Raw genomic sequence first — 23,694 nt, forward strand, 5'->3', positions numbered from 1 at the left:
TGCCCCAACCTTTTTTCTGTAAATGTCTATTAAGTGTGGGTGTAAGCTACCCCCAAGTAGAACTGCTTATTTTTCTAAAACTCCATTAAAGTTATCGTTTTTAATTCTTCCGGGGCTAGCCCCGGAAGAATTAAGTTCCGCGTATTTTACGGGCGGCATTTTACCAAGTGCATCGTGCGGTCGGTGATGGTTGTAATCCTTCATCCAGATGTGCGTTTGTTCCCTTACCTGGTCAATGTGCTCGAATATGTATTTGTCCAGAACGCCTCTTCGAAAGGTCCCGTTGAACCTTTCCACGAAAGCATTCTGTGTCGGCTTGCCCGGTTGGATATATTTGAACTCGATATCATGCATTTGGCTCCAATCATTGGTCAGGCGTGCTATGAACTCCGGCCCATTGTCCATTCGTATCCTTTTGGGCTTCCCTCTTTTGTTGATAAGGTAGTTCAGCACCCAGACCACACGATTGCTTGGCAATGAAAAGTTCACTTCTACATGAAGTGCCTCCCGGTTGAAATCATCGATAACGTTGAACGACCTGAAGCGTCTCTTGTTCTCAAGGACATCGGTCACGAAATCCATACTCCAGGTGTGGTTGAGCTCGCCGGGGACCTCCAAGGGCTCCTTGACCCTTGCCGGCAGGCGTTTCTTCGCCTTTCTTCTTAAAGACAGTCCAAGCGCCTTATACACGCGGTGGACCCGCTTATGGTTCCATTGCCTCCCTTCGTTGCGCAAACGGTCGTAGGCCTTCCAAAAACCCTCCTCCGAGTGTTGCTTCGCTTTTTGTCGCAAGGCCTCCTCTATCTCACTATCGTCCTTCGACAAAGGTTTATAATAATAGACGCTCTTACTCATATTGAGAACACGGCACGCCCTGCTGATACCGCAATGAATAAGTTCTTTGGCAATACTGCGCTTACGGCAAGGCTTCAGAGCTTTTTTTCGATGATCTCCTTGGCCATTTGATGGTCCAACGCCAGATTGGCGTACATCTGCTTTAGCTTGCGGTTCTCCTCTTCGAGTTCCTTAAGTCGCTTAAATTCCTTGGAATTCATGCCCGCATAACGCGAACGCCACTTATAAAAACTGGCCGAACTGACGCCGTGCTCACGGCTTATCTGTTCGACACTTTTACCATTATCGAACTCCTCTAAGATCTTTGCAATCTGCGTGGGTGAAAATTTACTCTTTCTCATAATACTGTTTAAAATTAAGATTATTATTCTACTTTTAAACAGTATGGTTTTAAGGGAAGCTTACATGGGAAGTGCTTCAAAAAAAAGATTGCGAACAGTTTTCTTCAACAAGAAATTTACCCAGAATTAAAAAGAAAACAAAAAGAAAAACCGTTGAACTAAAAACCATGTCTGCGTAATATTAAATACGTTAGGAAATTTTAAATAAATTAAGTTGTGGTCTTATTTGTAATAGTCTTACGATTAAATAGGGTAACCAAAGTAAACATAATTGCAATATCGGACAATATAGTTGTGTAAACCGCATATATCAAAAAGAGTCCCAAACCAAAAATATAGGGAATCCCTCGCTCTATTTTCAAATAACGTGTAAGAAATACTATATAGGACAAAACTATTAAAAGGCCTAACAAGCCTAGGTCATAATACGTCCAAATGAGTTGCGTAAAGTGTCTCGTCTGGGTAAACTTTCCTGTACGGATATCAAAATAGGAATAGGGTCCATCTCCCAAGTATTTAGTTTCTATTTTCTTTGCGGCGACCAGAATAATCTGAAAACGTTTTGCCGTACCCAATTCATAGAATTTCTGTGCACTTTCCAGTGAGAATTGCCTTTCCAAAGTACCTCCAAGCTTGTTTTGGATAAACTGCTTTTCTCTTAAACTATAACCTGCTAAAATAATTGATCCGGTTAAAGCTAGAACGCTTATCTTAAAAATAAGTGTCCCCTTATATTTCTTATAAATTGGTATAATTACAAATGTGGATATTAGAATCACCACAAACAACTTGGAAATATTAGACTCCGTTAGAAATAACGTCGCTACGAGATATAGCAAAGCCAATTTAGGAAATCTAATAATGCCTTTTACACTATTTTCCCTAAATAAAATTATAGCGATTATTAGCAATAGGAATACCCCAAGGGAATGGTCTGACTTAATAAAAAAACTACCGAACATAAAATCAAACCATTCTATGGTTTGACCGCTATTATTAAATTGTATCAAAAAAGAGAAGAAATACTTCTGCACCAACATAATAGGCAGCTGAAATAAAGCTATTTGATAAAAGATTTTTAGTATCTTCTTATGGGAAATATAGTTTTCCTTATAATTTATATAACTAAACAAATAAACCCCTAAAGGCAACAAAGGAAATATAAGATACGTTAAGGTCAACACTATGGGACTTTGCCTTAAAACAGCGGTGCCGAGCACTACCCCAATATAAATTATTGCCGTAATTGCTATCCTATTGAATACCACTTTTTGCCTAAAAACTGCATAAAGCATATAGACAAAAAATAATAAGCCTGTCAAAAAAAAAGTGAGGATGGTGTTGGAAACACCTAGTAAGAATTGAATACTACCTCCAAAAACAAAAGTTATTAGAGTAATAATATAGAAACTTATTAGATATAGCTGTTTAAAGTTTTTCATAGCTAATTAAATCCTATCTTTTTAAGTCTTTCCAATTAAAAGTGCCTATGGCCCTTACGTACTCTATCAAACTAGCATTTGTCATTTTATTAACCAAGTATTTCCAATTAGGCACAAAGAGTAAAGTCATTGCCGTAGTTAATGCAAAAGCCACCCCATTGATTCCAAAACTGGAACCTACATAAATAAAAACAGGCATAATGAGTAAGTTCAATATATTCCATTTGAATTCCAAATCTGTTCTTCCCGTTGCAATGACCAAACTCCCTATTGGGTTTCCTAAGGCTCTAAATATCATATATATGGATAAAATCCTTACAATGCTTACAATATTATCAAACCCAGACCCATAAAATATTTGGACCACAATTGGAGCAAAGATTATTATTGTCAAATAGACCGGTATATTTATCATGGAAACTATCCGTATAAGTTTTAAATAATTATTTTTTAGCTCAAGAATATTATCTTGAAATTTAGCTAATGTAGGGGAAGCAACTTTTACCAAGATAGGATTAATAACTTGAGCGGGTCTAAAGACTAATTGTTTTGCCAAACTATACCCTCCTAATATTTCTGGACTGAAAAATTTTCCTATTAGTAAGATGTCCAAATCCCTATTAAAATAATTGGCCACCTGCCCACCAACTTGGTACGACCCTATTTTTAAGAAAGGAATAGTTTCCGAGAAATTAAAATGAAAAAGCAATCCATATTTTCTAATACCAATACAAAAGTAGAGCAGATTAGAGATTACATATTGTACTAATGCAGAATATACCAATGACAATACTCCATAATTTTTAATTGCAAGATAGATTGCCACCACTAACGAAATGAGAGCAGCTATAATTTCAACTATACCTATGTTTTTAAACAAGAGGTTCTTAATTTCAATAGTTTTAAACTGAATTCCAATTCCTGATAGCACCAGATTTATTCCTAATATAGATATTAGATGTCCTAGTTCAGGATTTTCATAAAATTCTCCAATAATGGGACTACATATAAACAGTACTAAATAAAGTAATACAGAAAACACGAGATTAAACCAAAATAAACTAGCGTATGTTTTTTTGCTAATATTTTGTTTATGAAGTATGGCGGTAGACAGTCCCATGTCAGAAAATAAATTAGTAAAACCAATAACAAAAGAAATTAGTGCCATTAAACCAAAATCCGATTTTTCGAGAAATCTTGCTAGAACGCTGATTTTTATTACAGCTACAACTGCAACAACAAGTGTGGACAGTGTTGTCCACTTTAAACCTAATACGACTTGTCCTTTTAGCGACATCTATTGCTTTGATATGGTTTTCGCCAAAATTTCTAAGTCTTTTAAAACCTGTTTCTCGTTAAAAATAGTATTAAGGTTTGTTCTATTTTTAACAATAATTTGTCCCTCTAACGTCGTATTCCTAAAGTGTTGAAATTCCAAATCAAAATCAAATACCCGAATATCATTTTTAGTGAAAAATGAAAAAGCTGGGTTTTTAGAGGACATATAAATTCTAGCACCCATATATAACATGGCAATTATATTTCCCATAGCTTGCTGCCTATAGTGATAAAATATGCCTGTTGAGCATGAGGCAAGCATCTGAATATAATCTTCTCTACTCATAAAGTCCAATAATGCACAAAAAGAGGGGCCTAACCTTCGACGGCCATTGGTTAGCACCATATCTCTATATGTTTCATTGCCTCCATAGCTTAAGGGCACATAAACCAAAGCATTGCTCTCCATGTAGGGACTAAGCTTTTCAAAAACGTCCAAATGGTTGCATTCTGGAGTATTGGAGTTGCCTACCAATATATGCTTGGCATCCTCTTTTACTTTTGTGTCTCCACTCCCAGCTAAATACTGTGATATAGTACTGAAAGGTGCATATAGATAACTTAATTTGTTGGGGTAAGAATCTGAGAAACAATGATAATCTTCTTCGATATAGGTAACAAAATAAGTTATCTTCTCAATTGACTTAAAAATAACATCATATCTGCTTTCTTCTTTTGAATTGAATACAGAATATAATCTTCGTAGCGTTTGGTACTTTAAAATTATTCTTCCAAAATAAAGTTTAGCATCTGCACGCAACAAAAATTCATTAGTTAAAGGAGCGTATGTTGATGGTTTTATTTTTGGCAGACCGTAAACGTCAAAACCCCAAGTATACCATGCAATGTTAATATCCATTGTAATAGAAAGTAAGGCTTTTGCGAATTCTAAATGCAAGGAGTGAAGTAGAATTGCCTTAGGACTCTTATTACGAATAATATCCATTATGTCGTCATCTCCTTGATTAAAAAGAGATACCGATTTAGACTTTGATTTTATGTAGTTGTATTCTTTAAAGTTATCATCGCTAAAAACGAGAAAGCAATTTTCAATATTAATCCGCTCAAAATTTTCTATAATCTGATCAGTAACTTTTTCATCTTTGACAAAATGTAGAACCATTATAGACCTGCCATTTTAATTGCCTCTACAATAAAGTCAATTTCATCGTTGCCGAGGTCGTAATACAGAGGTAAACGTAATAAACATTCAGAGTATGTGTCGCTCATAACGAGTTCTTCCCCGTTATAAAAAGGTTTGTAAAATTCACTTTTATGCAGACTTAGATAGTGGAACACGGATAAAATTTCTTTTTCCTTAAGTTCTTTTATTACTAAGGATCGTTGTTCAAAATTTGGGAACACCATATAAAACATATGACCATTATTGGTAGCATACGAGGGTATATTTGGAAGCCTTATATTATTTTCATTAGCCCAATTTTGCAAAGCCAATCGATAGCGATTAAAAATTTCTATTCTTCTGGTTTGAATAGAAACCAAATTCTCTAATTGAGAAAACAGAAAGGCCGAGATTATTTCTGACGGCAAAAAAGATGATCCAACGTCAACCCAACCGTATTTATCTACTTCACCCCTAAAAAAGGAAGACCTATTCGTGCCTTTTTCCCATATTATCTCCGCTCTATGCTCAAATTTTTGATTATTAATCACCAACATTCCTCCTTCCCCTGATATAATATTTTTAGTTTCGTGAAAAGAAAACGCCGCCAGATGTCCAATGGAGCCTAAAGGCCGTTTAAGTCCATCACTGCCCGTATAGTAACTATCTATCGCTTGTGCGGCATCTTCTATTACATACAGTCCGTGTTTCTCCGCTATACTCATTATTTTGTCCATATCACAGGATACTCCTGCATAATGAACTGGTACAATAGCCTTTGTTTTTGTGGTAATTAATGCGGGAATACTGTCCTCGTCCATTCCGGGATGGTCCTTACGGCTATCAACGAAGATTATTTTGGCTCCTCTTAATACAAATGCATTTGCCGTGGATACAAAAGTGTAGGAAGGCATAATCACTTCGTCACCAGGCTCAATATCTATTAAAATAGCCGCCATTTCCAATGCGTCCGTGCAAGAAGTTGTCAATAGGCATTTCGAGAATCCAAATTTACTCTCAAAAAATTCATGGCATTTTAAGGTATACTTTCCATTTCCAGAAATTTTACCTGTACTCACAGCATCTGCTATATAATCAACTTCTTTACCTGTTAAGTGTGGTTTATTAAAGGGTATCATCATTCCAAATATGATATATATATTGTAAACTTAATTCTTTAAATCCTGCTTTTTTATACAATTTAACTGCTGGAATGTTAATTTCCTGTGTTGCAACTAAAAAACTGTTGTACCCTAGTTCTAATATCAGTTGAGTAGCTTTGTTTATCAGTTGGGATCCTACTCCTTTACCTCTGGTCATAGCATCGACAGCTAATAATCCAATTTCCGCCGTTTCATCGTTAACCTTAGCTATTGTTACAAAACCAATAATTTTCTTTTCTTCCAGCGCAACTAAGGTCTGAAATGCAAGTTTTTTTTTCAATGATTTTGACAACCATTCACTATATAACTTGTCATACTCATCATTTTTAAAGCCCTCGTCTACATAAAATCTTGAATGTTTTCCGCTTTGTAGAGCTAAATTTTTCAACTCGACAGAGTCGTGTACATCTTTGTCAAATGATGTTATACTGAGACTTTTTGACACCTCAAACGGAATTTGAAAATTTTCCTTTTTGAAAATTATCTTAGTGTCTACATGTTTAAAACCTTTATAGTCTATTTTTTCATTGGAGAAAACGTATGATAATTTAAAACGTTCGGAGTCAACCTTAACCTTAGCCAAAAGATGCTCGTCAAAATCATCCAAAAAAACTTTTCCAATCGAATAACCAAAGAAAAGACTATCCCAAGGTAATTTTTTTATTTCAACATCCATAAGCAACAAATAGCTTTATTATATTAAAAGAATTCCAATTTGATTTTTTGATGCAATAGTGCCGTAGATTCTATGAAGGGGTCGTATCTATTGTCTATACTTATTCTTTTGTAGCCGTTCTCTGATTTTATTGCATAAATATTAGGCGAAAAAAAACGGTGAATCGTTTTTTCATTAATCTCAATTCTATCATTCATAGTACCGATAATAATAGATGCAATAGAAATAGTTGTTTCATGTTTACTCTCTCCTAAATCAATCCTGAATTTTTTGGGAATTTGATTAAGCTCTATATTTATACCTTGTATTTTTGAAGATCCCGTGATTTTGGTTTCAATTACATTATCTTCATCATAAGTGTTCTTATGTTCAGGTATGTAATAGAATTTAATCCTATCATCCTCTAACATTTTGAATGTCAATTTTATAGATATTTCTTGATTAGTTAAGCCCTTATCATAACACCCTAAAAGGAGATAACTCAAGAATAGCAGTAAATGCGCCTTCGCAATTATAGTTTTTCTATGCATTTGGCTAAACTTTGTTTCCAGTTTTTAACAGGCTTTTCCAAAAAATTCTGAGCCTTGTCTGTGTTTATTACAGAATTTTTAGGTCTCAATGCTTTTGCTTTATAATCCTTGGAAGCGATGGGCAAAATAGTCGTATTGATATTTGAAAGCTCTATAATTGCCTTTGCAAAATCATACCAACTTATATTTCCTCGGTTGCTAAAATGGTAAATACCAAAATCCTTGGAATCTTTATGCACGAGTGCTATAATGAATTCGGCTAAATCCTTTGCGTATGTTGGGGATCCGTATTGATCGGAAATAACATTAAGCCGTTCCATTTGCTCTCCTAATTTCAATATGGTTTTTACAAAGTTGTTTCCGTATTCAGAATATACCCAAGAGGTACGCACTATGAAATACGAATCTAAATATTCTTTAACGTAATTTTCACCTTTCAATTTGGACAATCCATAAACATTCAAGGGGTTTGGTTGGTCAGTTTCTATATAGGGCTCGTTTTTTTTTCCATCGAATATAAAGTCTGTTGAAATATGTATTAGGATGCAACTATGCTTAGCACAGGTTTTGGCCAATATTTGAACTGCCTCTGCATTACTTTTGTAACATAATTCTGTTTCTATTTCTGCTCTGTCAACAGCAGTATAGGCTGCACAATTAATGCAGTAATCAAAATTGGTCTCTTTAAAAAAGTTTGAAATATCCTTTTCATTTGTAATATCCAATGTCTCGGAATCTGTAAAAACAAACTGGTAAAGCCCTAAACCTTTGACTAATTCTTGTATGGAACTTCCTAGCTGTCCTTTAGCACCTGTTACTAAAATATTCTTCAAAGTTTTGCATTTTTAAATAATGGAAGTTCTAAGTCTTTATTGGACAGAACAATCTCGTTGTCTGAGATTTTCCAATCTATACCTAGTTCCTTATCATTATATAAGATACCTGCTTCCGCCTCCTTGTTGTAATAATTATCACATTTATAATAAAACTCTGCTGTCTCTGATAAGACGGCAAAGCCATGACCAAAACCTTTCGGTATAAAAAGCTGTTTTTTATTTTCGCTATTTAATTCAATAGCCACATATTCTCCAAAAGTTGGTGAATCTTTTCTCAAATCTACGGCTACATCGAGCACTGCACCGCTTAATACACGCACCAATTTTGCTTGGGCATGTACTCCTGTTTGATAATGAATAGCTCTGATTACACCTTGAGCGGAGAAAGATTGATTGTCTTGAACAAAATCAATAGTAGTTCCTATTCCTTTATTGAACCTTGTCTTATTAAAAGACTCGAAAAAATAGCCTCTGTCATCTTCGAAAATATTAGGCTCCAAAACAAAGCAACCTTTTAGCTTAGTTTCAGTAAAAGTCATGTTTTGTTGTTTAAAATTCCTAATAAGTTCTTCCCATATCCACTTTTCATTAAAGGTTTTGCTAATTCTTTGAATTGATTTTTATCAATATAACCCATTTCATAGGCAGCCGCTTCAATAGCGCCAATTTTGAGTCCTTGGCGCTCCTCAATGACCTCAACGAATTGAGAAGCTTGCATTAAGGATTGAAAAGTTCCCGTATCTAACCAAGCTGTGCCTCTATCCAAAATACTAACACTTAACTTTCCTTTTTCTAAATATACCTTGTTCACATCTGTAATTTCTAACTCGCCCCTAGAACTAGGAGGTATATTTTTAGCTATTTCAACCACATCATTGTCATAAAAATAAATCCCTGGAACCGCAAAATTGGATTTTGGTTCTAGTGGTTTTTCTTCTATGCTTATTGCTTTTCCTTGTTCATTAAACTCGACAACTCCATATCTTTCCGGATCATGGACCCTATAAGCGTATATAATGCCCCCTTCTGGATTGTTGTTGGATTGGAGTAAACTGGCCAATCCGGAGCCATAGAATATGTTATCTCCCAAAATCAGTGCAACCTTATCCTCACCTATAAATTCTTCTCCAATTATAAATGCTTCGGCAAGACCGTTCGGAGCATCTTGGGCCGCATAGGAGAAAGAACATCCATATTTTTTACCATCTCCTAACAAATCTTCAAAAAGGGGAAGGTCTTTTGGCGTTGATATAATTAGAATTTCCCTTATTCCTGAATATATTAAGGTTGATAACGGGTAATATATCATTGGCTTATCATATATCGGCATTAACTGTTTGCTGACTGAAAGCGTAAGTGGATGCAATCTTGTTCCGGAACCCCCTGCGAGTATTATTCCCTTCATTCTTAATTTTATTTATACATGTTCTTATAGTATTCTTGGTAATCTCCGGAAGTGACATTGTTTAGCCATTCTTCATTAGAAAGATACCAATCTACGGTCTTATCTAAACCCTCTTCGAAGGTTACAGAGGGCTTCCAACCTAATTCTTTGTTTATTTTGGAAGCATCAATGGCGTATCTAAGGTCATGGCCTGGCCTATCCTTTACATAAGAAATTAATGCTTGAGAACTGCCAACAGGTCTAGATAATTTTTGATCCATTATATCGCAGAGTAATTTTACCAAATCTATGTTTTGCCATTCGTTAAAGCCACCAATGTTATAAGTTTCATGATTGCTTCCTTTATGAAAAACTAAATCTATTGCATTAGCATGGTCTTCAACAAATAACCAATCTCTTGTATATTTACCATCTCCATAAACCGGAAGCGGCTTTTTTTCAATAATATTATTAATAAATAAAGGAATTAGTTTTTCTGGAAAATGATACGGCCCATAATTATTTGAACAGTTGGTAATTACGTATGGCATGCCATAAGTCTCTCCATAGGCCCGTACAAAGTGGTCTGAACTTGCTTTTGAGGCCGAGTATGGGGAATTGGGGTCATAAGGAGTAGTTTCGGTAAATAAACCATCGGCTCCAAGACTACCATATACCTCATCAGTGCTAACATGGTAGAATCTTTTATCGTTAAAATTCCCTTGCCAAATATTCTTAAAGCCATTTAGTAAATTAACAGTCCCTATAACATTAGTTTTAACAAAGGCCATTGGGTCGCTAATGGACCTGTCTACATGAGATTCAGCGGCCAAATGCACAACGCCGTCGAATACATAATCTTTAAAGAGTCTGGTTATAAATTCCTCATTTGCGATGTCCCCTTTAATAAATTCGTAGTTTGGGAGAGCATCAATATCCTTTAAATTCTCCAGATTACCAGCATAGGTCAAGGCATCTAAATTATATATAGTGTAACTTGGATATGTTTTCACAAATTTTCTGACAACATGAGAGCCTATAAAACCTGCACCGCCCGTAATTAGTATTTTCATTATGTATTTTAATTTAATTAACCGTTAGCATTTCCTTTGATTTTCTGTCCAGATATTTTACTACCGAGAACAAAAAGTAAAGACCTACCAACAATAGAGGCACTAAAACAATATTCTTTCCAAGAAAAGATTTCGTAATTTGTTGTGTTTTCCCGAAGTTGATTATCTTAACTGCTTCCGTACGTTGCTCAAGCTCTATTTTCTTGGCCTCAATATCCTCGATTAAACTATTCTTTAGGTCGAATAAACCCGTAATATCAACGGTCTCTTGGTTATCCAAGATAATTCTATCATTACCTAGAGAATCATCAGTTCGTTTTATTTTATTAGAGTAATTGGCAATGATTTCGTCAACCTGATTCAATAGTCGCATATTCTGTTCTATCCTCGAACTGGCGTTAGCTCTATAAATAACAAGAAGACCCTTGAAATAAGTATTATTATTTATATACCGCATTACCTTTTTGGCAAAATCCTCACCTAATCCAGCATCTTTGTAAAAAAATGTAATTCTATGATTATAAGAACTCTTATTTTGAAGTTCTGCTCTGACAATGTCTGCAATTGCTTCGGTATCGTCAAAACTTTGTAGGAGTTCTAAATACTGCTTGTCACTTTCACTTTTAGAATCTCCGACTACCTTAGAGATAGTTACTTCTAAACCACTATAGTCTATATTTTGTATATCTATGGACTCAAAAAACGCAGTGTTTTTGGATTTTATATTGGCTTGTATTTCATCGATGACATCGTATAAATAATTTTTACTGTCCGTCTGAGGCTTTACGATGACCTCGGTTTTAAGTTTCTTTGAGACAATTTGGTTTAATCCATATCCTATTCCCGCTCCCACCACAACTAGCCCTGTAAGGACAAGTGCATTCTTTTTCAAGTACACAAAAAGCCTAAGAAACGCTTTGAACAATTTATTAAACCCGTTCCCTATCATTTGGAACAATTGTCCTAAATCTATCTCATCAGAATTTTTGGAGGGATTTGATGAATTTTTTTCTTCCATTTCCTATGAATTAAAAATCTGTTTTAATATTCTATCCGTTATCAAGTATGTCGGTTTTACACCTGTAGTTCCTAATCCCCCGGATGCCAAGGTGCTTCCGGTCTCTAAAGGATTATCCGATGCATAATAAGCATATCTAACCTTAACATCGCTTTTAATGCTTTTCCGAATCTTTGATGCCGACTGTATCGCTTTTTGATAGTGAACTCCCTCCATTTCCAGTCCAATGACGTTCCAGGTTGACTTATGAAAAAACTTCAAAATATCCTTGTTCTGCAACGAGGTGCCCAATACTGTAACCATAGTACCCTCAAAAACCTTTAGATCATACCCCTCAAAATCCTTTGCGCAAAGCTCGTTCTTAAACGGGTAATTATCTGCAGTACCCTCAAAAATATGAGCAGAAGGAATCATTAAATCCCCTTTGCCTCCTTCTAAAATTCCTGCTTTACCCATGATGGATATGGAATCTACATTTAAAAAAATAGCCTTCTTCTTTTTGTTTCCAAAGGGTTTCAAAAACTCATCAATAGTTTCATAAGCTTGCTCACCAAATGCATAGTCCATTACAAATATAACAGGTTTTTTAGCATCAGTGGCCTCAGGAGAATCATAACAACATGCATCTTCCGTTAACTTGGCCAGGTCAAAAATCTGCACATCTATATTTGTCCCTGAAGTGTCTTTTAGGGATATCATACCGTTTTTTTCGGCTACATCTTGAACTTTTTGTCTTAAAGAGGTGTTGCCAGAACTACTTAAAGCTTCATAAATTTCTAAGGAGTCGGAGTTGGGAAATTCTGCCTCTAGCGCCTTTCTCGCGAACAATGAATTCATTACGCTATGCATATTGGCAGAAATTATATGAATCGGTCTGCCCAATAACCCATGTTTTTTTAGGGCCTCTTTAATGTTATTGGCCCAACGCTCTCCATGAATATGATGACCCAGCCTTTCCCGTAACAACGAACTAAAAGTTACCGCTCGTTTTTCTCCTGTAACTTCTTCTTCTAACGCCAATTTACCGAGCCAATAAACAATCTTAAGAAAACGTTCCGGATTGTCCTTGGTCGCAAATTTCCCATATACCTCGACGATTTCTTCAAAAGACCTTCCCAAAATATTTGCAGTATGTATCAGTGCTATTTCACGCTCTTCTTGGGTGATTTTATCTTTACTCACCGTCTTCTCGAGTTTTGACCAATCTCTTATGGTCTTTTCCGTTTCGGGAATAAGAACACGCTTGCATATTTTATCGGACTCAATGAATAAAAACGTTAAGTGCGTAAGAATATCATAAATATCCGATCGGCCACGGGTAATTTCGATATTCATTTGCTCATCGTCTATTCGATAGCAATTTCGCCTTCTTTTTGGTGGAATAATAGGTGCTATGTGCGATATGCCAAAACCTTCGTCCGATGTAAGGTTGATAAACCTACATTGTTCTATTCCTTCTGGAAGTCTTTCCAAGACATAAATAAGACCATTGAGTTCTGCCTTGTCCTCCGCTACTGAGCCATAAATTTCTGGCCGTAAGGACAGCAGGGCGTTTTTGAGGGCCTCTCCTGATACACCGTTCGGTTTGTAGAAACCTCTATTGAATAGATGTCTCATGGTAACGTAAAGACGTTCTATGGCATTTGTAGATTCTTGCGCTCTAGTGGTAGTGATTGCTTTTCCCATAAATATTTCCTACAAAATTACAATTAAAGATCTATTACGCTTACTTTAATTCTCTTTTTGCGCTAATAGTACATCTGCAACCTTTCTATCGTTAGAAAGTCGCTGTACTTTATTTTGTCCGCCAAGTTTTCCAATGGACCTCATATATTCCTGAAAACCGTTCTTTTTAATCGAGGAGATTTTCAGGGTCTGCAGAATGTTGCCTGCTATCAAATCATAGTAGTAACTATTCTGTTGTTGAAGCGATTTATCTAAGGTTTCAATGAAATCCTTCATGTTAGACGGTTTTCTTTCGAACTCAATGAGCCATTCATGATAGGGCAGCTCATTTTCAGCAGGAGTAATTTGGGGTGCAACGGTGAATTCATTGACTTTAGCATCGGTTTGATCCATGGCTTCTTGCATTGCCTGCTCCACTTCTTTGGCTATAACATGTTCCCCAAATGCCGAAATAAAGTGTTTAATTCTTCCAGATACTATTATTTTAAAGGGCTCGATAGAAATAAACCGAATGGTATCTCCTAAATTGTACCCCCACAGACCTGCATCGGTGGAAATAATCATAACGTAATCTATATGCAACTCCACCTCTTGCAACGTAATTCGTTTCCTGTCTTCTTCAAAGAAAGTATCTGCCTTTATAAATTCGTAAAATATTCCGGAATCCAAAAGCAGAAGCATTCCGTTTTCCTTTTGAGAATTCTGATACGCAAAAAAACCTTCACTGGCCGGAAATAGCTCAATGCTCGCCACTTTCCTTCCTATAAGTTCCTCAAACTTCTTCTTGTAAGGACCATAGTTCACTCCTCCATAAATAAAAAGTTCAAAATTTTTGAACAAATCTCCAATATTCCGATTGGTTTTTTCTTTGAGTCTTTCAAAGTACATTTGCACCCATGAGGGAATCCCCGCAATTACCGTCATGTTCTGCCCCACCGTTTCCTCCACGACCGCGTTCACCTTTTCCTCCCAGTCTTCAATGCAATTCGTTTCCCAAGAAGGCAGTCTATTCTTTTGCAGGTAACTCGGCACGTAATGTGCCGAAATTCCAGAAAGCCTCCCTAGCTTAATTCCATTTTTCTCCTGTAGGACAGGACTGCCCTGCAAGAATATCATTTTACCGTCTACAAAACCCGTATTACCCGTTTCATGAATATAACCTAATATAGCGTCTCTTGATGCATTTACCTGATTCTTTATAGAGGACGCCGTAATGGGTATGTACTTGGCCCCAGAAGTAGTGCCAGAAGTTTTTGCAAAGTATACAGGTTTCCCCGGCCACAACACATTTTCCTTACCCTCTATGACTTGGCCTACGTATGGTTTAAGTTCCTCGTAGTCTCGTACAGGCACACGAGAAATAAAATCTGAATGGTTCTTTATTTCCTTGAAACGGTGGTCAATGCCAAAAGTGGTGTCCTTCGCCTTTCTTATTAAATCTTCAAAAACTTTATCCTGGGTCTTAAAAGGACGTTTGGACCATGATGCGGTCTTACGTGCAATTTTGTAAGCAAAAATCTTAGCGGCTAATCCTTTTAATGACATGGGGTGCTAATTAAAATCTATAAAATCGGACGGATTCACCGGGTTACCGTTATCCCATAGTTCAAAATGTAAATGGGGTCCGGTGGTCAGTTCACCCGTATTACCCACAGAGGCTATAACTTCACCAGAGCGGACTATTGCGCCTTGAAACTTATCTAATGACCCATTATGCTTATACACACTTAAAAGACCGCCTTTATGTTCCAGGATAATTACGTAACCCGTATCTGCTGTCCATTCCGCAAAAATCACTGTCCCATTAGCAACAGCCTTTACTGGCGTGTCTATAGGGGCAACAATATCTACGGCATAATGTTTTTTCTGGGCGTCAAAATTCATGGTAACAGTGCCGGTGATCGGCGGAAATAACACGAGAATGCTTTTTGCGGTTGTGCGCTCAAATAAATTGTATTTATCCTCCAAAGCTACCTCAGCCCTTAGGAGCGAATCTTCCTTGGTAGGTGTCAAATCAATGGATGTTGGGTCTATTTTAAATTGATCGAATAAGGAATCCCTGTTAATTTCATTATTTTCGATGTCTCCCTTCAATACCATTCTAATATTATCTAAATACTTATTGGTATAATTCAAAATCCGTACTAAAGAGTCTGTTTTATAGGTAAGTTCGGTGGCCTGTTTCTTAAGTCTAGTAGAAGAATAGCCAGGGATATACTCCCTTAGCGGGGTAAAGGCTATTAATAAAATGGTGAAACCTATAAGCCCTATCATAAAAAGAGAACCGGTAACAAAAACGTTGAGCCGGCTTAGTTTGAAGGATATCTTTTCCTCAAAAGTATTTTCATTAAGAATAACCAAGCGATACTTATGAAGTAGTTTTCGCTTAATTTCCTTTCTCTTTTTTACTTTTTTAGCCATTACAACAAAGATAAACTTACCAAGGTAAATAGCATTGATTCGTCAGCAAAAATCTATACCTGTCTTTGTAATCGACTTAAAATCAGCAAATAAAGGCACAAAAACTCTTGCGGACAATTAATACATGGCAGGATGCGTTAATATCTTAGCAAGCTATTTTAGTTTTTAGTACCTTTGTTACTCTTATAAAAGATATTGATATGACATTTTCTAATATAATTCTGGCTATTGGCCCATGGCAAATAGCAATTGTTGTTCTCGTAGTGCTATTGTTGTTTGGAGGAAAGAAAATCCCCGAATTAATGCGCGGTTTAGGAAGCGGTATTAAAGAATTCAAAGATGCCTCAAAAGAAGATGAAAATTTAGAAGAACCCAAGAAAGAGTAGTCCTTCTCCCAATTTAAATTTATCATGCGCCAATTAAACTGGCGCTTTTTTTATTTCATTTTTTCTTTATCACTATCTATTTACTTACCCATCAATAATTACCAAATATCTGGTGTGCAATACTACGTTTTAACGCTTGCCCATTTCCTAAAGTAAACAAGATTGCTGTTTACACGACAAAAACCAGCTCTTTCACAACAAAAAATAAATCGGTCGAGGCCTAACTTGTATTTTCGGTTTTTGGATACCGCAAACAAATGGCCGGTGCTCCATAATGAAGACAACTTTTAATGTACTTCTAAACATGAAGATGATGTATACCCCTATAAAAAATATTTTAACGCTTCTCTTTGTGGCGTTCACTTTGATCATCAACGGACAAGGTCTTAACGATTTATCCGTACAGGAAGAATCTCCTAGTACAATAGACCATAATTTTACCGAAGATGCCGACCAATCAGCACAAGATGAGGATTCCTTCCTGCGAGCTGCCGACGCCAACGACATTCCGCAGCGCACATTTTCCAATTTAAAGGACGCTACCGATGGATATTATGTGATATCCATGGTGCTTAGTTCTGATAAGAATTTAAAAAGAGCTATAAAAAAACATAAAAGAAAAGGGTTTGAGCCAGGTTATATCTTTATTCAAGACAAGGGTCTTTACTACTATTACCTCAAGAGTTACAACGATTGGCAACCAGCAATTGAAGACGTTAATTCAAAATTCGATAATACTTACAAAGACAATGTCTGGATTCTTAAAATAGATGATAGTGAGCCAAACCGGGCATTGGCCGTCAATAACAGTTCCAATCAACCAGTCTTGGAGAACGAAATAAGTAATGAAATTGCTGGAAATATAATTTTAGAAAAAGAAGTTTCCGAAAAATCAGCCAATAAGGATAAGCTTGTTAAGCGTGCCGATGAATATTTCAATAAAATGTGGTACGCTGAAGCGGCAAAATTATATGAAATGGCCTTGAATAAAAGTCAAGACAATTATTCATACCAAGTATTACAAAAAGCTGGAGATGCGCACTATTTCAACACGAACATGGAGCAGGCTTACAAATGGTACAATATACTATATGAGAACTACAGTGATGAGATGTCCGCGGATAATATCTTTAAATACGCTCATTCGCTAAAAGGAACGGGTAATTACGCAAGATCAAAGAAATTGATGCGCCTCTACAATAAAAGATTAAAAGCTTCAAGCGAGCCGGCTAGCGCCTTTAACAAACAAAGAGAAATAGAACTTGACAATATTCTGAATACCGAGAAGAAATTTGATATCAAAAATCTAAAAATCAATTCAGAAAACTCAGAATTTTCTCCTATGTTCTTTGGAGAAGATGTCGTTTTTGCTTCTGCTATGGACTCCTCCGTTTTTAATACCAGGCGGTATAAATGGAATAATCAGCCCTATTTGGACCTCTACGTTTCTAAGCTAAATGAAGAATCACAAGAATTGAAGAACGCCGTTAAATTCTCAAAGAAAGTCAATACCAAATATCATGAAGCTTCCGTAGCTTTTTCTCCAGACAATGAGACCATGTATTTTACGCGTAACAATTACGGAAAGAAGCTAAAGCGAGACAAGAAAGGTATCAACCACCTTAAAATTTATCGTTCTAAAAAGGTTAACGGTGAATGGTTAGAGGCAACGGAAGTTTCCTTTAATAGTGACGCCTATTCTACTGGGCACCCAGCTATAAGCTCGGATGGCAAGAAAATGTATTTTGTATCCGATATGCCTGGATCTCTTGGGGAAACAGATATTTTTGTCGTTGATATCAATGAAGATGGCTCGTTTTCAGAACCACGGAATTTAGGTCCAGAAATTAATACGGAGCAAAAAGAAATGTTCCCCTTTATTAATGATAAAAAGTTCTATTTCTCATCGGACGGACATACAGGTTTGGGAGGACTGGACGTTTTTGAAGCTTCTTTTGATGCCGAAAAAGGATTTACTGAAGTACGAAACCTTGGCAAACCTATAAATAGCAATAAAGACGATTTCTCCTATATCGTAGATGAGGAGACTCAAAAAGGCTATTTCGCCTCCAATAGGGATGGTGGAAAGGGAGATGATGACATCTATTCCTTTAAACGACTTGTTTTAGAAGAAATTCCTGAGAATAAAAACGCTATTGCTGGGGTTGTTACAGAGCTCATTACGGGTGATTTAATGCCTAAGGCCATGGTAGAATTACTGGATGAAAACAATATTAAGCTCAAGGAGGTAGAAACCGCGGAGGATGGCAGTTTCATATTCGAAGATTTAGATTCTAACACAAGGTACACTTTAAGAACTACAGGTGGTGACACTTATTTTGAAGATGAAAGGGAAACCGCTACAGAGGATAATACAACGGTAAATGTAGAAGTTAAGCTAAGAAAGCTTCAAGAAATGATAACTGTTGAGAATGGTATACGCAAGCTTAAGACAGAAATGATTCACTTTAATTTTGATAAGTCTTACATAAGGCCTGATGCCGCTAATGAACTTGATAAGTTAGTAGAAGTAATGAACGAATATCCTGATATGGTCATAAAGGTAGAATCCCATACAGATTCCAGGGGTAGTGCGGTTTATAACAAATACCTGTCCGGTAAAAGAGCCGAGTCTACAAGAGACTATATTATTTCTAAGGGAATTGCGCCAGAGCGTATACAAAGTGCTACTGGTTATGGAGAGGAAAGACTCTTAAATGGCTGTGATGGAAGCGTAGCCTGTACTGAACAGAACCACTACTTAAACCGTAGGTCAGAATTTATCATCGTAGAAATGTAAATAGTACCAAGATAAACTAGAAGAAAGCCATGGATTCACGTCTATGGCTTTTTGCTTTTGTTTCAATTTGTAAATTATCTAGGAGCATTTCTGAACTCGATTATCCAATAAAGCCTAACAATTTCCACTTATGTCATTTAGACTCTCAATGAGATTATTACATACTTGAGTATATTGTAATATTCCATAAAAAAACCGTTAAACCTATAATTCAACCACTTGTAGATTATTTATAATACGCTTTTCCCTTTCATAGTTTTTATAATCCATTGGTCTAGTCTATTCGCTATTGCAAAAGACATATCGGATATTTATAGCTTAGAAAGCTATAAATGTTCAGGTATGGAAAAAATTATACTCGTAAAAGAAATATATCTTGAGGCTTTTAAAAATTGGAAGAGCTACATCCTAGAAAATTATTTCAAAGTTTTTTCTTGGCTGTGTTTTGCGCTTTTAGCACTAGCCATTTATGCTTTTGTCTTTAGGGTGTCTACCGGATTTTCCTTCAGTAACCTATAAAAGTTAAAACAAATAAGAACAAAAAACGCCAGTGAAATTTCACTGGCGTTTTTTATATATCCTTAATATTACTTTTCTGTAAAACGCACCGTTTTCATAATGGCTTCCAGTTCAAACATATAATCTCTCTTCTCCGTTGCAGGGGCAAAGGTAAAACCTTCCAGCACTAATTTTCTGTTGTTCGGTTTATCATTAATGATATAGGTTAAAAAAGGGCCTGCCATAGGATATCCGGACATTTCCCAAATACCTCTGACCTCAGCTGCTTTTCTGCCAGCTATTTCTACAGGGAAAACATAGGGCGAAAAGGCCTTCTCCGTTATCATATAATTTTCCTTTCCGGGAATGTCTTCGCCAGGTATGAACAGTCTCCCGATGGAATCTCTCATACTTACGATATCTTGCACAAATGTAGAATCGTTCTTAAAGGTATCCCAAGGCACACTGTACGCAATAATGTTCATGTTACCCTTCTGAATCTGACGGTCTATCCAAACAAAGTCTTTTTCTTCACGACCTACTTTATAAATTGATGGTACGTTCAATTCAACACCAAAATTGTTCTGTAGGGCCTTTTCTTTACTTAGCGATTTTAAGAACCTCTTTTGAGCCTCATCCAATTCCAATTTCTTAAAAGCCTCGATAAATTCCGGTGCCTTTTTGTTGAGGTTAGTAATGATTTCATCCTTGGTTCTACCCTTGATTACACCTACTTTTTGTGGCTTAGCGTACATGTTCTTTTTCATATGGGCTATGCTCAGGGAGTCTTCCATAACATAAAGAACGGCCCTTGTATTCCTTACCGCTCCAGAAAATACTTGCGGTGGTATTTGGGTAATGCTAAATAAGGCTTCGTCCCAGGTAAGGCCTAGTGCGGGAGCAGCAAAATTCTCTCGAATTCTATCCCCCACCTCGCTATTCCATAACTCGTTGTCTATAACTACCGTTAAGGTGTTGTAAGCGCCTATGGAATTGGGCAAGTAATCCTTTTTTTCTCCTTCTTCACAAGAGGATAACAGCAAAAAGGTGAAAATGGGCAAGAAAAATAATTTTTTCATTTTGTATTTCTGTTTACGATGAACAATCGCACAATTTAAGTTTTGTGCCTGGTTTTAAATTGTTACCACTAATACCGTTCCATTCTCGTAAATTGTCAATACTAACTCCAGGATATTTTCTAGAAATGGTCCAAAGCGAATCACCACTCCTCACTTCGTGTACGCGAGAATTGCTAGAAGTAGCTGTTCTAGAAGGGGTCTTTTTCGGTGTTATTGCCGCTACCACACTTTTTCTTGGGTATATGGTCAACCGTTGTCCTATTCTTAAATTATTTCCCCTGAGACCGTTCCATCGTTTTATCTGGCTTACCCCTACTCCGTATCTCATGGCTATTTTACCTAGATAATCACCATCTCGCACTCGGTATCTGATCCTGTTCTCCTCCGCTTGCTTTACCAATTGCGGTAATGGACTTTCTTTACTTTTAAGCTCTTTAGCAACATGGGCATAAATGGCCTCTTCATTGGCTACAAACTTCCCCATTTCCGCTAACGGAAGCCGCAGTGCATGTTCCTTGTTTTTTTGAAAAGGAATAACATCTAACTTATAGGAAGGATTCAATATTTTCAGTTCTTCCTTGGATATCCCTGTGAGTTCCGAAATCTGGTCGAACGTAATCAAGCTTTTAACATGAATGGTATCCGTCTCAAAATAAGGCCGGTCTACTTTCTTTCCTTTAATACCATGTTCTTCAGCATACTCGAAAATATACATTGTTGCTAAAAAAGCAGGAACATACCCCGCCGTTTCCCTAGGAAGGTTTCTTCTTATGTTCCAATAATTTCTATGCCCTCCAGACCTTCTTATGGCCTTATTAATGTTTCCGGGTCCAGAATTGTAGGCTGCCAATGCCAAATCCCAATCCTCATAAATAGTATATAGCCTGTTCAAATACTTACAGGCGGCTTCTGTTGATTTTATAGGGTCGCTGCGTTCATCTACGTAACTATTGATTTCTAGCTTCATTTCACGGCCTGTGCCGTACATGAACTGCCAAAGACCCGTTGCGCCCACTCGTGATCTTGCTTTAGGGTTCAATGCGGATTCCACAATGGACAAATATTTCATTTCCAGGGGAATATTATGGTTGTCCAATTCTTGCTCAAAGAGGGGGAAATAGAATTGACTTACCGTCATCATCTTTTCCATTAGTCCACGTTTTCTAGTAAGAAAAGATTTTATAACACTCTCTAATGAAGGGTTATATGTAACATTAAAAGGGGTTTTTTGATTAAGCCGTTCTAATCGAAGTTTCAAAGTGTCCGTATTTAAATCCAATACCGCCCCTTCACTGGTATCTAAAGTAGTGACTTCATCGTAAATTTCATCAAAAAGTGAAGCGCTGGCCATTAGTTCTTTCATCCATAAACTGTCCAATTTTTTGGCCAATTCCATATCACGCAAATTATACGTAGTAGAATCCTTGGGTTTCATGAGGACAAGATTCCCTTCCGGAACAGCTTTTGCGGCGCTTGAACTTGGTGTTTGAACTATGGAATCAGAAACTAAGACGGGCACGTCTTTAGAAATTGATTTTTCTAAATTCCCCGTTTTACTGAACTGCACAACGGAATCTACTTCTTGCCCATTGGTAAAGAAGGCAACAGATAACATTCCTAATAAGATGAAAGAATTAAATTTTAACTTGCTCATATTGGACGAAATATTCTAAGCGGGACCAACGAAAATCGTACATTTTTTTGTGAGAATAAAATTTAATCTCTTAAAATGCAGATAATTTCGATATGTTCCGTTTATCGATAACGCCCTTACTACGCTAATATTGCAGCTATTCCAGGTAAGGTTTTACCCTCTAGGCTCTCTAACATTGCACCACCGCCAGTAGATACGTAGCTCACTTTTTCCTCAAAGCCAAATTGTTTTACCGCTGCAACGGAATCACCTCCTCCAACAAGGGAAAAAGCACCATTTTGTGTAGCTTGGTCAATAAAATTACCTACGGAAATAGTTCCCTTGGCAAAATTTTCCATTTCAAAAACTCCGACCGGACCGTTCCATAGAATAGTCTTGGAGTTTGTGATTACATTCTTAAAAATCTCTAATGTTCTTGGGCCAGCGTCAAGACCTTGCCAGCCGTTGGGTATTTTATCTACATCAACCACCTGTGTTTGGGCATCGTTGCTAAAATCGTCTGCAGCCAAAACATCTACCGGAATATGAACGTTAACTCCTTTTTCTTTTGCCTGTTTTAGAATATCCATGGCAAGGTCCATCTTATCATCCTCGCAAATGGAATCTCCTACCTCGCCTCCTTGGGCCTTAATGAAGGTATAGGTCATGCCACCACCAATAATTAAATCGTCTACTTTATCTAGAATATTTTCTATAATGGTAATCTTAGAGGATACCTTTGCACCACCCAGGATGGCAAGAACAGGTTTTTCGCCTGTCTGCATCACCTTTTCAATGGCATCTATTTCTTTGGCCAACAAATAACCAAAACACTTAGCTCCCTCAAAATATTTAGCCACTATGGTGGTTGATGCATGTGCCCTGTGCGCCGTTCCAAAAGCATCGTTTACGTATATGTCGCCCAGTTTTGAGAGCTTTTCGGCAAAAGCCTCATCTCCGTTTTCCTCTTCTGAATGATATCTAAGGTTTTCTAATAAAAGTACTTCGCCATCCTGTAATTCTTGAACCGCTTTTTCGGCTTCATCGCCCACACAGTCCTCCACGAATTTCACAGCAACACCGATAATATCAGAAACCTTGGCGCAAATGTGCTTTAAAGACATGTCCGGGTTACGCGCCCCTTTTGGCCTGCCCAAATGGCTCATAAGCACAGCGCTACCGCCGTCTTCCAAAACTTTTATAATTGTTGGTTTAGCAGCCTCGATTCGGTTGGTGTCCGCGACTTCAAAGTCCTCGTTTAATGGAACATTAAAATCGACTCGGATAAGTGCTTTTTTATTTTCAAAATTATAATCGTCCAATAGTTTCATGAAATTTCTACTTTTAGTAAGTCACAAATGTAAAGATTAATTAGGGATGAGATAAAGTGCCGCACAAGATTATTTGAGCAA

21 protein-coding genes are annotated in these 23,694 nt (G+C 36.8%); 3 read left to right on the forward strand and 18 right to left on the reverse strand.

The genetic code is table 11. The annotated features are described in order from the left end of the window. Positions 1-66: 66 nt before the first annotated feature. From EJ994_RS13065 to EJ994_RS13135, 15 genes are all read right to left on the reverse strand, one after another. Positions 67-1,196 (reverse strand): IS3 family transposase gene (locus EJ994_RS13065; protein ID WP_126592896.1). Its coding sequence is split into 2 segments (ribosomal slippage): positions 67-935 and positions 935-1,196, totalling 1,131 coding nucleotides; the frame shifts between segments, so codons are not numbered across the junction. Between the two features lie 209 nt (positions 1,197-1,405). After that, positions 1,406-2,638, reverse strand: a complete 1,233-nt coding sequence (locus tag EJ994_RS13070; protein WP_126592897.1) for a hypothetical protein — start codon at positions 2,636-2,638, stop codon at positions 1,406-1,408. A gap of 13 nt (positions 2,639-2,651) precedes the next feature. Beyond that, on the reverse strand, positions 2,652-3,935 hold the full coding sequence (locus tag EJ994_RS13075; protein ID WP_126592898.1) for an MOP flippase family protein: 1,284 nt from the start codon (positions 3,933-3,935) through the stop codon (positions 2,652-2,654). Next, positions 3,936-5,099: a TDP-N-acetylfucosamine:lipid II N-acetylfucosaminyltransferase gene (locus EJ994_RS13080; protein WP_126592899.1), complete on the reverse strand. Its 1,164-nt coding sequence runs from the start codon at positions 5,097-5,099 to the stop codon at positions 3,936-3,938. Beyond that, the gene (gene rffA / locus EJ994_RS13085; RefSeq protein ID WP_126593723.1) at positions 5,099-6,238 is read right to left on the reverse strand and encodes a dTDP-4-amino-4,6-dideoxygalactose transaminase; all 1,140 of its coding nucleotides are present in this window, start codon (positions 6,236-6,238) and stop codon (positions 5,099-5,101) included. The genes EJ994_RS13080 and rffA overlap by 1 nt, the downstream gene beginning before the upstream one ends. Next, the gene (locus EJ994_RS13090; protein WP_126592900.1) at positions 6,225-6,938 is read right to left on the reverse strand and encodes a GNAT family N-acetyltransferase; all 714 of its coding nucleotides are present in this window, start codon (positions 6,936-6,938) and stop codon (positions 6,225-6,227) included. Before EJ994_RS13090 ends, rffA begins: the two co-directional genes overlap by 14 nt. A 23-nt stretch (positions 6,939-6,961) precedes the next feature. Continuing rightward, a complete protein-coding gene (locus tag EJ994_RS13095; RefSeq protein ID WP_126592901.1) occupies positions 6,962-7,360 on the reverse strand; it encodes a hypothetical protein in 399 nt (132 codons plus the stop codon). 89 nt (positions 7,361-7,449) lie between these two features. Beyond that, on the reverse strand, positions 7,450-8,301 hold the full coding sequence (gene rfbD / locus EJ994_RS13100) for a dTDP-4-dehydrorhamnose reductase (RefSeq protein ID WP_126592902.1): 852 nt from the start codon (positions 8,299-8,301) through the stop codon (positions 7,450-7,452). Next, entirely contained in the window at positions 8,298-8,843 is a 546-nt protein-coding gene (gene rfbC / locus EJ994_RS13105) for a dTDP-4-dehydrorhamnose 3,5-epimerase (protein ID WP_126592903.1), read from the reverse strand. Before rfbC ends, rfbD begins: the two co-directional genes overlap by 4 nt. After that, positions 8,840-9,709, reverse strand: coding sequence for a glucose-1-phosphate thymidylyltransferase RfbA (rfbA, locus tag EJ994_RS13110; RefSeq protein WP_126592904.1), 870 nt, complete (start codon positions 9,707-9,709; stop codon positions 8,840-8,842). The genes rfbC and rfbA overlap by 4 nt, the downstream gene beginning before the upstream one ends. 8 nt (positions 9,710-9,717) lie before the next feature. Beyond that, entirely contained in the window at positions 9,718-10,764 is a 1,047-nt protein-coding gene (gene rfbB / locus EJ994_RS13115; RefSeq protein ID WP_126592905.1) for a dTDP-glucose 4,6-dehydratase, read from the reverse strand. A gap of 10 nt (positions 10,765-10,774) precedes the next feature. Continuing rightward, the gene (locus EJ994_RS13120) at positions 10,775-11,779 is read right to left on the reverse strand and encodes a hypothetical protein (protein WP_126592906.1); all 1,005 of its coding nucleotides are present in this window, start codon (positions 11,777-11,779) and stop codon (positions 10,775-10,777) included. Positions 11,780-11,782: 3 nt separating this feature from the next. Beyond that, positions 11,783-13,465 carry a DUF6909 family protein gene (locus EJ994_RS13125; protein WP_126592907.1) on the reverse strand — a complete coding sequence of 561 codons (1,683 nt, stop codon included), beginning with the start codon at positions 13,463-13,465 and terminating at the stop codon, positions 11,783-11,785. 45 nt (positions 13,466-13,510) lie between these two features. Continuing rightward, positions 13,511-15,010, reverse strand: a complete 1,500-nt coding sequence (locus EJ994_RS13130) for a GH3 auxin-responsive promoter family protein (RefSeq protein ID WP_126592908.1) — start codon at positions 15,008-15,010, stop codon at positions 13,511-13,513. A 6-nt stretch (positions 15,011-15,016) separates the two neighbouring features. Beyond that, entirely contained in the window at positions 15,017-15,886 is an 870-nt protein-coding gene (locus tag EJ994_RS13135) for a M23 family metallopeptidase (protein WP_126592909.1), read from the reverse strand. A 200-nt stretch (positions 15,887-16,086) separates the two neighbouring features. On the opposite strand from EJ994_RS13135, the gene tatA reads away from it, so the two are divergent. The 3 genes from tatA to EJ994_RS17450 all read left to right on the forward strand — a co-directional run bounded on the left by tatA (position 16,087) and on the right by EJ994_RS17450 (position 19,591). Then, the gene (gene tatA / locus EJ994_RS13140; protein ID WP_126592910.1) at positions 16,087-16,272 is read left to right on the forward strand and encodes a twin-arginine translocase TatA/TatE family subunit; all 186 of its coding nucleotides are present in this window, start codon (positions 16,087-16,089) and stop codon (positions 16,270-16,272) included. A 274-nt stretch (positions 16,273-16,546) separates the two neighbouring features. Continuing rightward, positions 16,547-19,072, forward strand: a complete 2,526-nt coding sequence (locus EJ994_RS13145) for an OmpA family protein (protein WP_241240781.1) — start codon at positions 16,547-16,549, stop codon at positions 19,070-19,072. A 342-nt stretch (positions 19,073-19,414) separates the two neighbouring features. Then, a complete protein-coding gene (locus EJ994_RS17450; RefSeq protein ID WP_164721465.1) occupies positions 19,415-19,591 on the forward strand; it encodes a DUF6747 family protein in 177 nt (58 codons plus the stop codon). Positions 19,592-19,659: 68 nt separating this feature from the next. On the opposite strand, the gene EJ994_RS13150 is transcribed toward EJ994_RS17450, so the two are convergent. The 3 genes from EJ994_RS13150 to EJ994_RS13160 form a co-directional block, all read right to left on the reverse strand. Then, complete coding sequence (locus EJ994_RS13150) at positions 19,660-20,649, reverse strand: DUF4837 family protein (RefSeq protein WP_126592911.1); 990 nt, start codon at positions 20,647-20,649, stop codon at positions 19,660-19,662. Positions 20,650-20,662: 13 nt separating this feature from the next. Continuing rightward, on the reverse strand, positions 20,663-22,303 hold the full coding sequence (locus tag EJ994_RS13155; protein WP_241240782.1) for a LysM peptidoglycan-binding domain-containing protein: 1,641 nt from the start codon (positions 22,301-22,303) through the stop codon (positions 20,663-20,665). A 119-nt stretch (positions 22,304-22,422) separates the two neighbouring features. Further along, entirely contained in the window at positions 22,423-23,613 is a 1,191-nt protein-coding gene (locus EJ994_RS13160) for a phosphoglycerate kinase (RefSeq protein ID WP_126592912.1), read from the reverse strand. Between the last annotated feature and the right edge of the window lie 81 nt (positions 23,614-23,694).

Source organism: Maribacter sp. MJ134 (assembly GCF_003970695.1).
Lineage (GTDB): Bacteria > Bacteroidota > Bacteroidia > Flavobacteriales > Flavobacteriaceae > Maribacter.

Excerpts from the sequence above, each read along its gene's own strand:
- EJ994_RS13070 (WP_126592897.1), bottom strand. The coding sequence starts at position 2,638 with ATGAAAAACTTTAAACAGCTATATCTAATAAGTTTCTATATTATTACT.
- EJ994_RS13075 (WP_126592898.1), bottom strand. The coding sequence starts at position 3,935 with ATGTCGCTAAAAGGACAAGTCGTATTAGGTTTAAAGTGGACAACACTG.
- EJ994_RS13080 (WP_126592899.1), bottom strand. The coding sequence starts at position 5,099 with ATGGTTCTACATTTTGTCAAAGATGAAAAAGTTACTGATCAGATTATA.
- rffA (WP_126593723.1), bottom strand. The coding sequence starts at position 6,238 with ATGATACCCTTTAATAAACCACACTTAACAGGTAAAGAAGTTGATTAT.
- EJ994_RS13090 (WP_126592900.1), bottom strand. The coding sequence starts at position 6,938 with ATGGATGTTGAAATAAAAAAATTACCTTGGGATAGTCTTTTCTTTGGT.
- rfbC (WP_126592903.1), bottom strand. The coding sequence starts at position 8,843 with ATGACTTTTACTGAAACTAAGCTAAAAGGTTGCTTTGTTTTGGAGCCT.
- rfbA (WP_126592904.1), bottom strand. The coding sequence starts at position 9,709 with ATGAAGGGAATAATACTCGCAGGGGGTTCCGGAACAAGATTGCATCCA.
- EJ994_RS13120 (WP_126592906.1), bottom strand. The coding sequence starts at position 11,779 with ATGGAAGAAAAAAATTCATCAAATCCCTCCAAAAATTCTGATGAGATA.
- EJ994_RS13125 (WP_126592907.1), bottom strand. The coding sequence starts at position 13,465 with ATGGGAAAAGCAATCACTACCACTAGAGCGCAAGAATCTACAAATGCC.
- EJ994_RS13130 (WP_126592908.1), bottom strand. The coding sequence starts at position 15,010 with ATGTCATTAAAAGGATTAGCCGCTAAGATTTTTGCTTACAAAATTGCA.
- EJ994_RS13135 (WP_126592909.1), bottom strand. The coding sequence starts at position 15,886 with ATGGCTAAAAAAGTAAAAAAGAGAAAGGAAATTAAGCGAAAACTACTT.
- tatA (WP_126592910.1), top strand. The coding sequence starts at position 16,087 with ATGACATTTTCTAATATAATTCTGGCTATTGGCCCATGGCAAATAGCA.
- EJ994_RS13145 (WP_241240781.1), top strand. The coding sequence starts at position 16,547 with ATGAAGACAACTTTTAATGTACTTCTAAACATGAAGATGATGTATACC.
- EJ994_RS17450 (WP_164721465.1), top strand. The coding sequence starts at position 19,415 with ATGGAAAAAATTATACTCGTAAAAGAAATATATCTTGAGGCTTTTAAA.
- EJ994_RS13150 (WP_126592911.1), bottom strand. The coding sequence starts at position 20,649 with ATGAAAAAATTATTTTTCTTGCCCATTTTCACCTTTTTGCTGTTATCC.
- EJ994_RS13155 (WP_241240782.1), bottom strand. The coding sequence starts at position 22,303 with ATGAGCAAGTTAAAATTTAATTCTTTCATCTTATTAGGAATGTTATCT.
- EJ994_RS13160 (WP_126592912.1), bottom strand. The coding sequence starts at position 23,613 with ATGAAACTATTGGACGATTATAATTTTGAAAATAAAAAAGCACTTATC.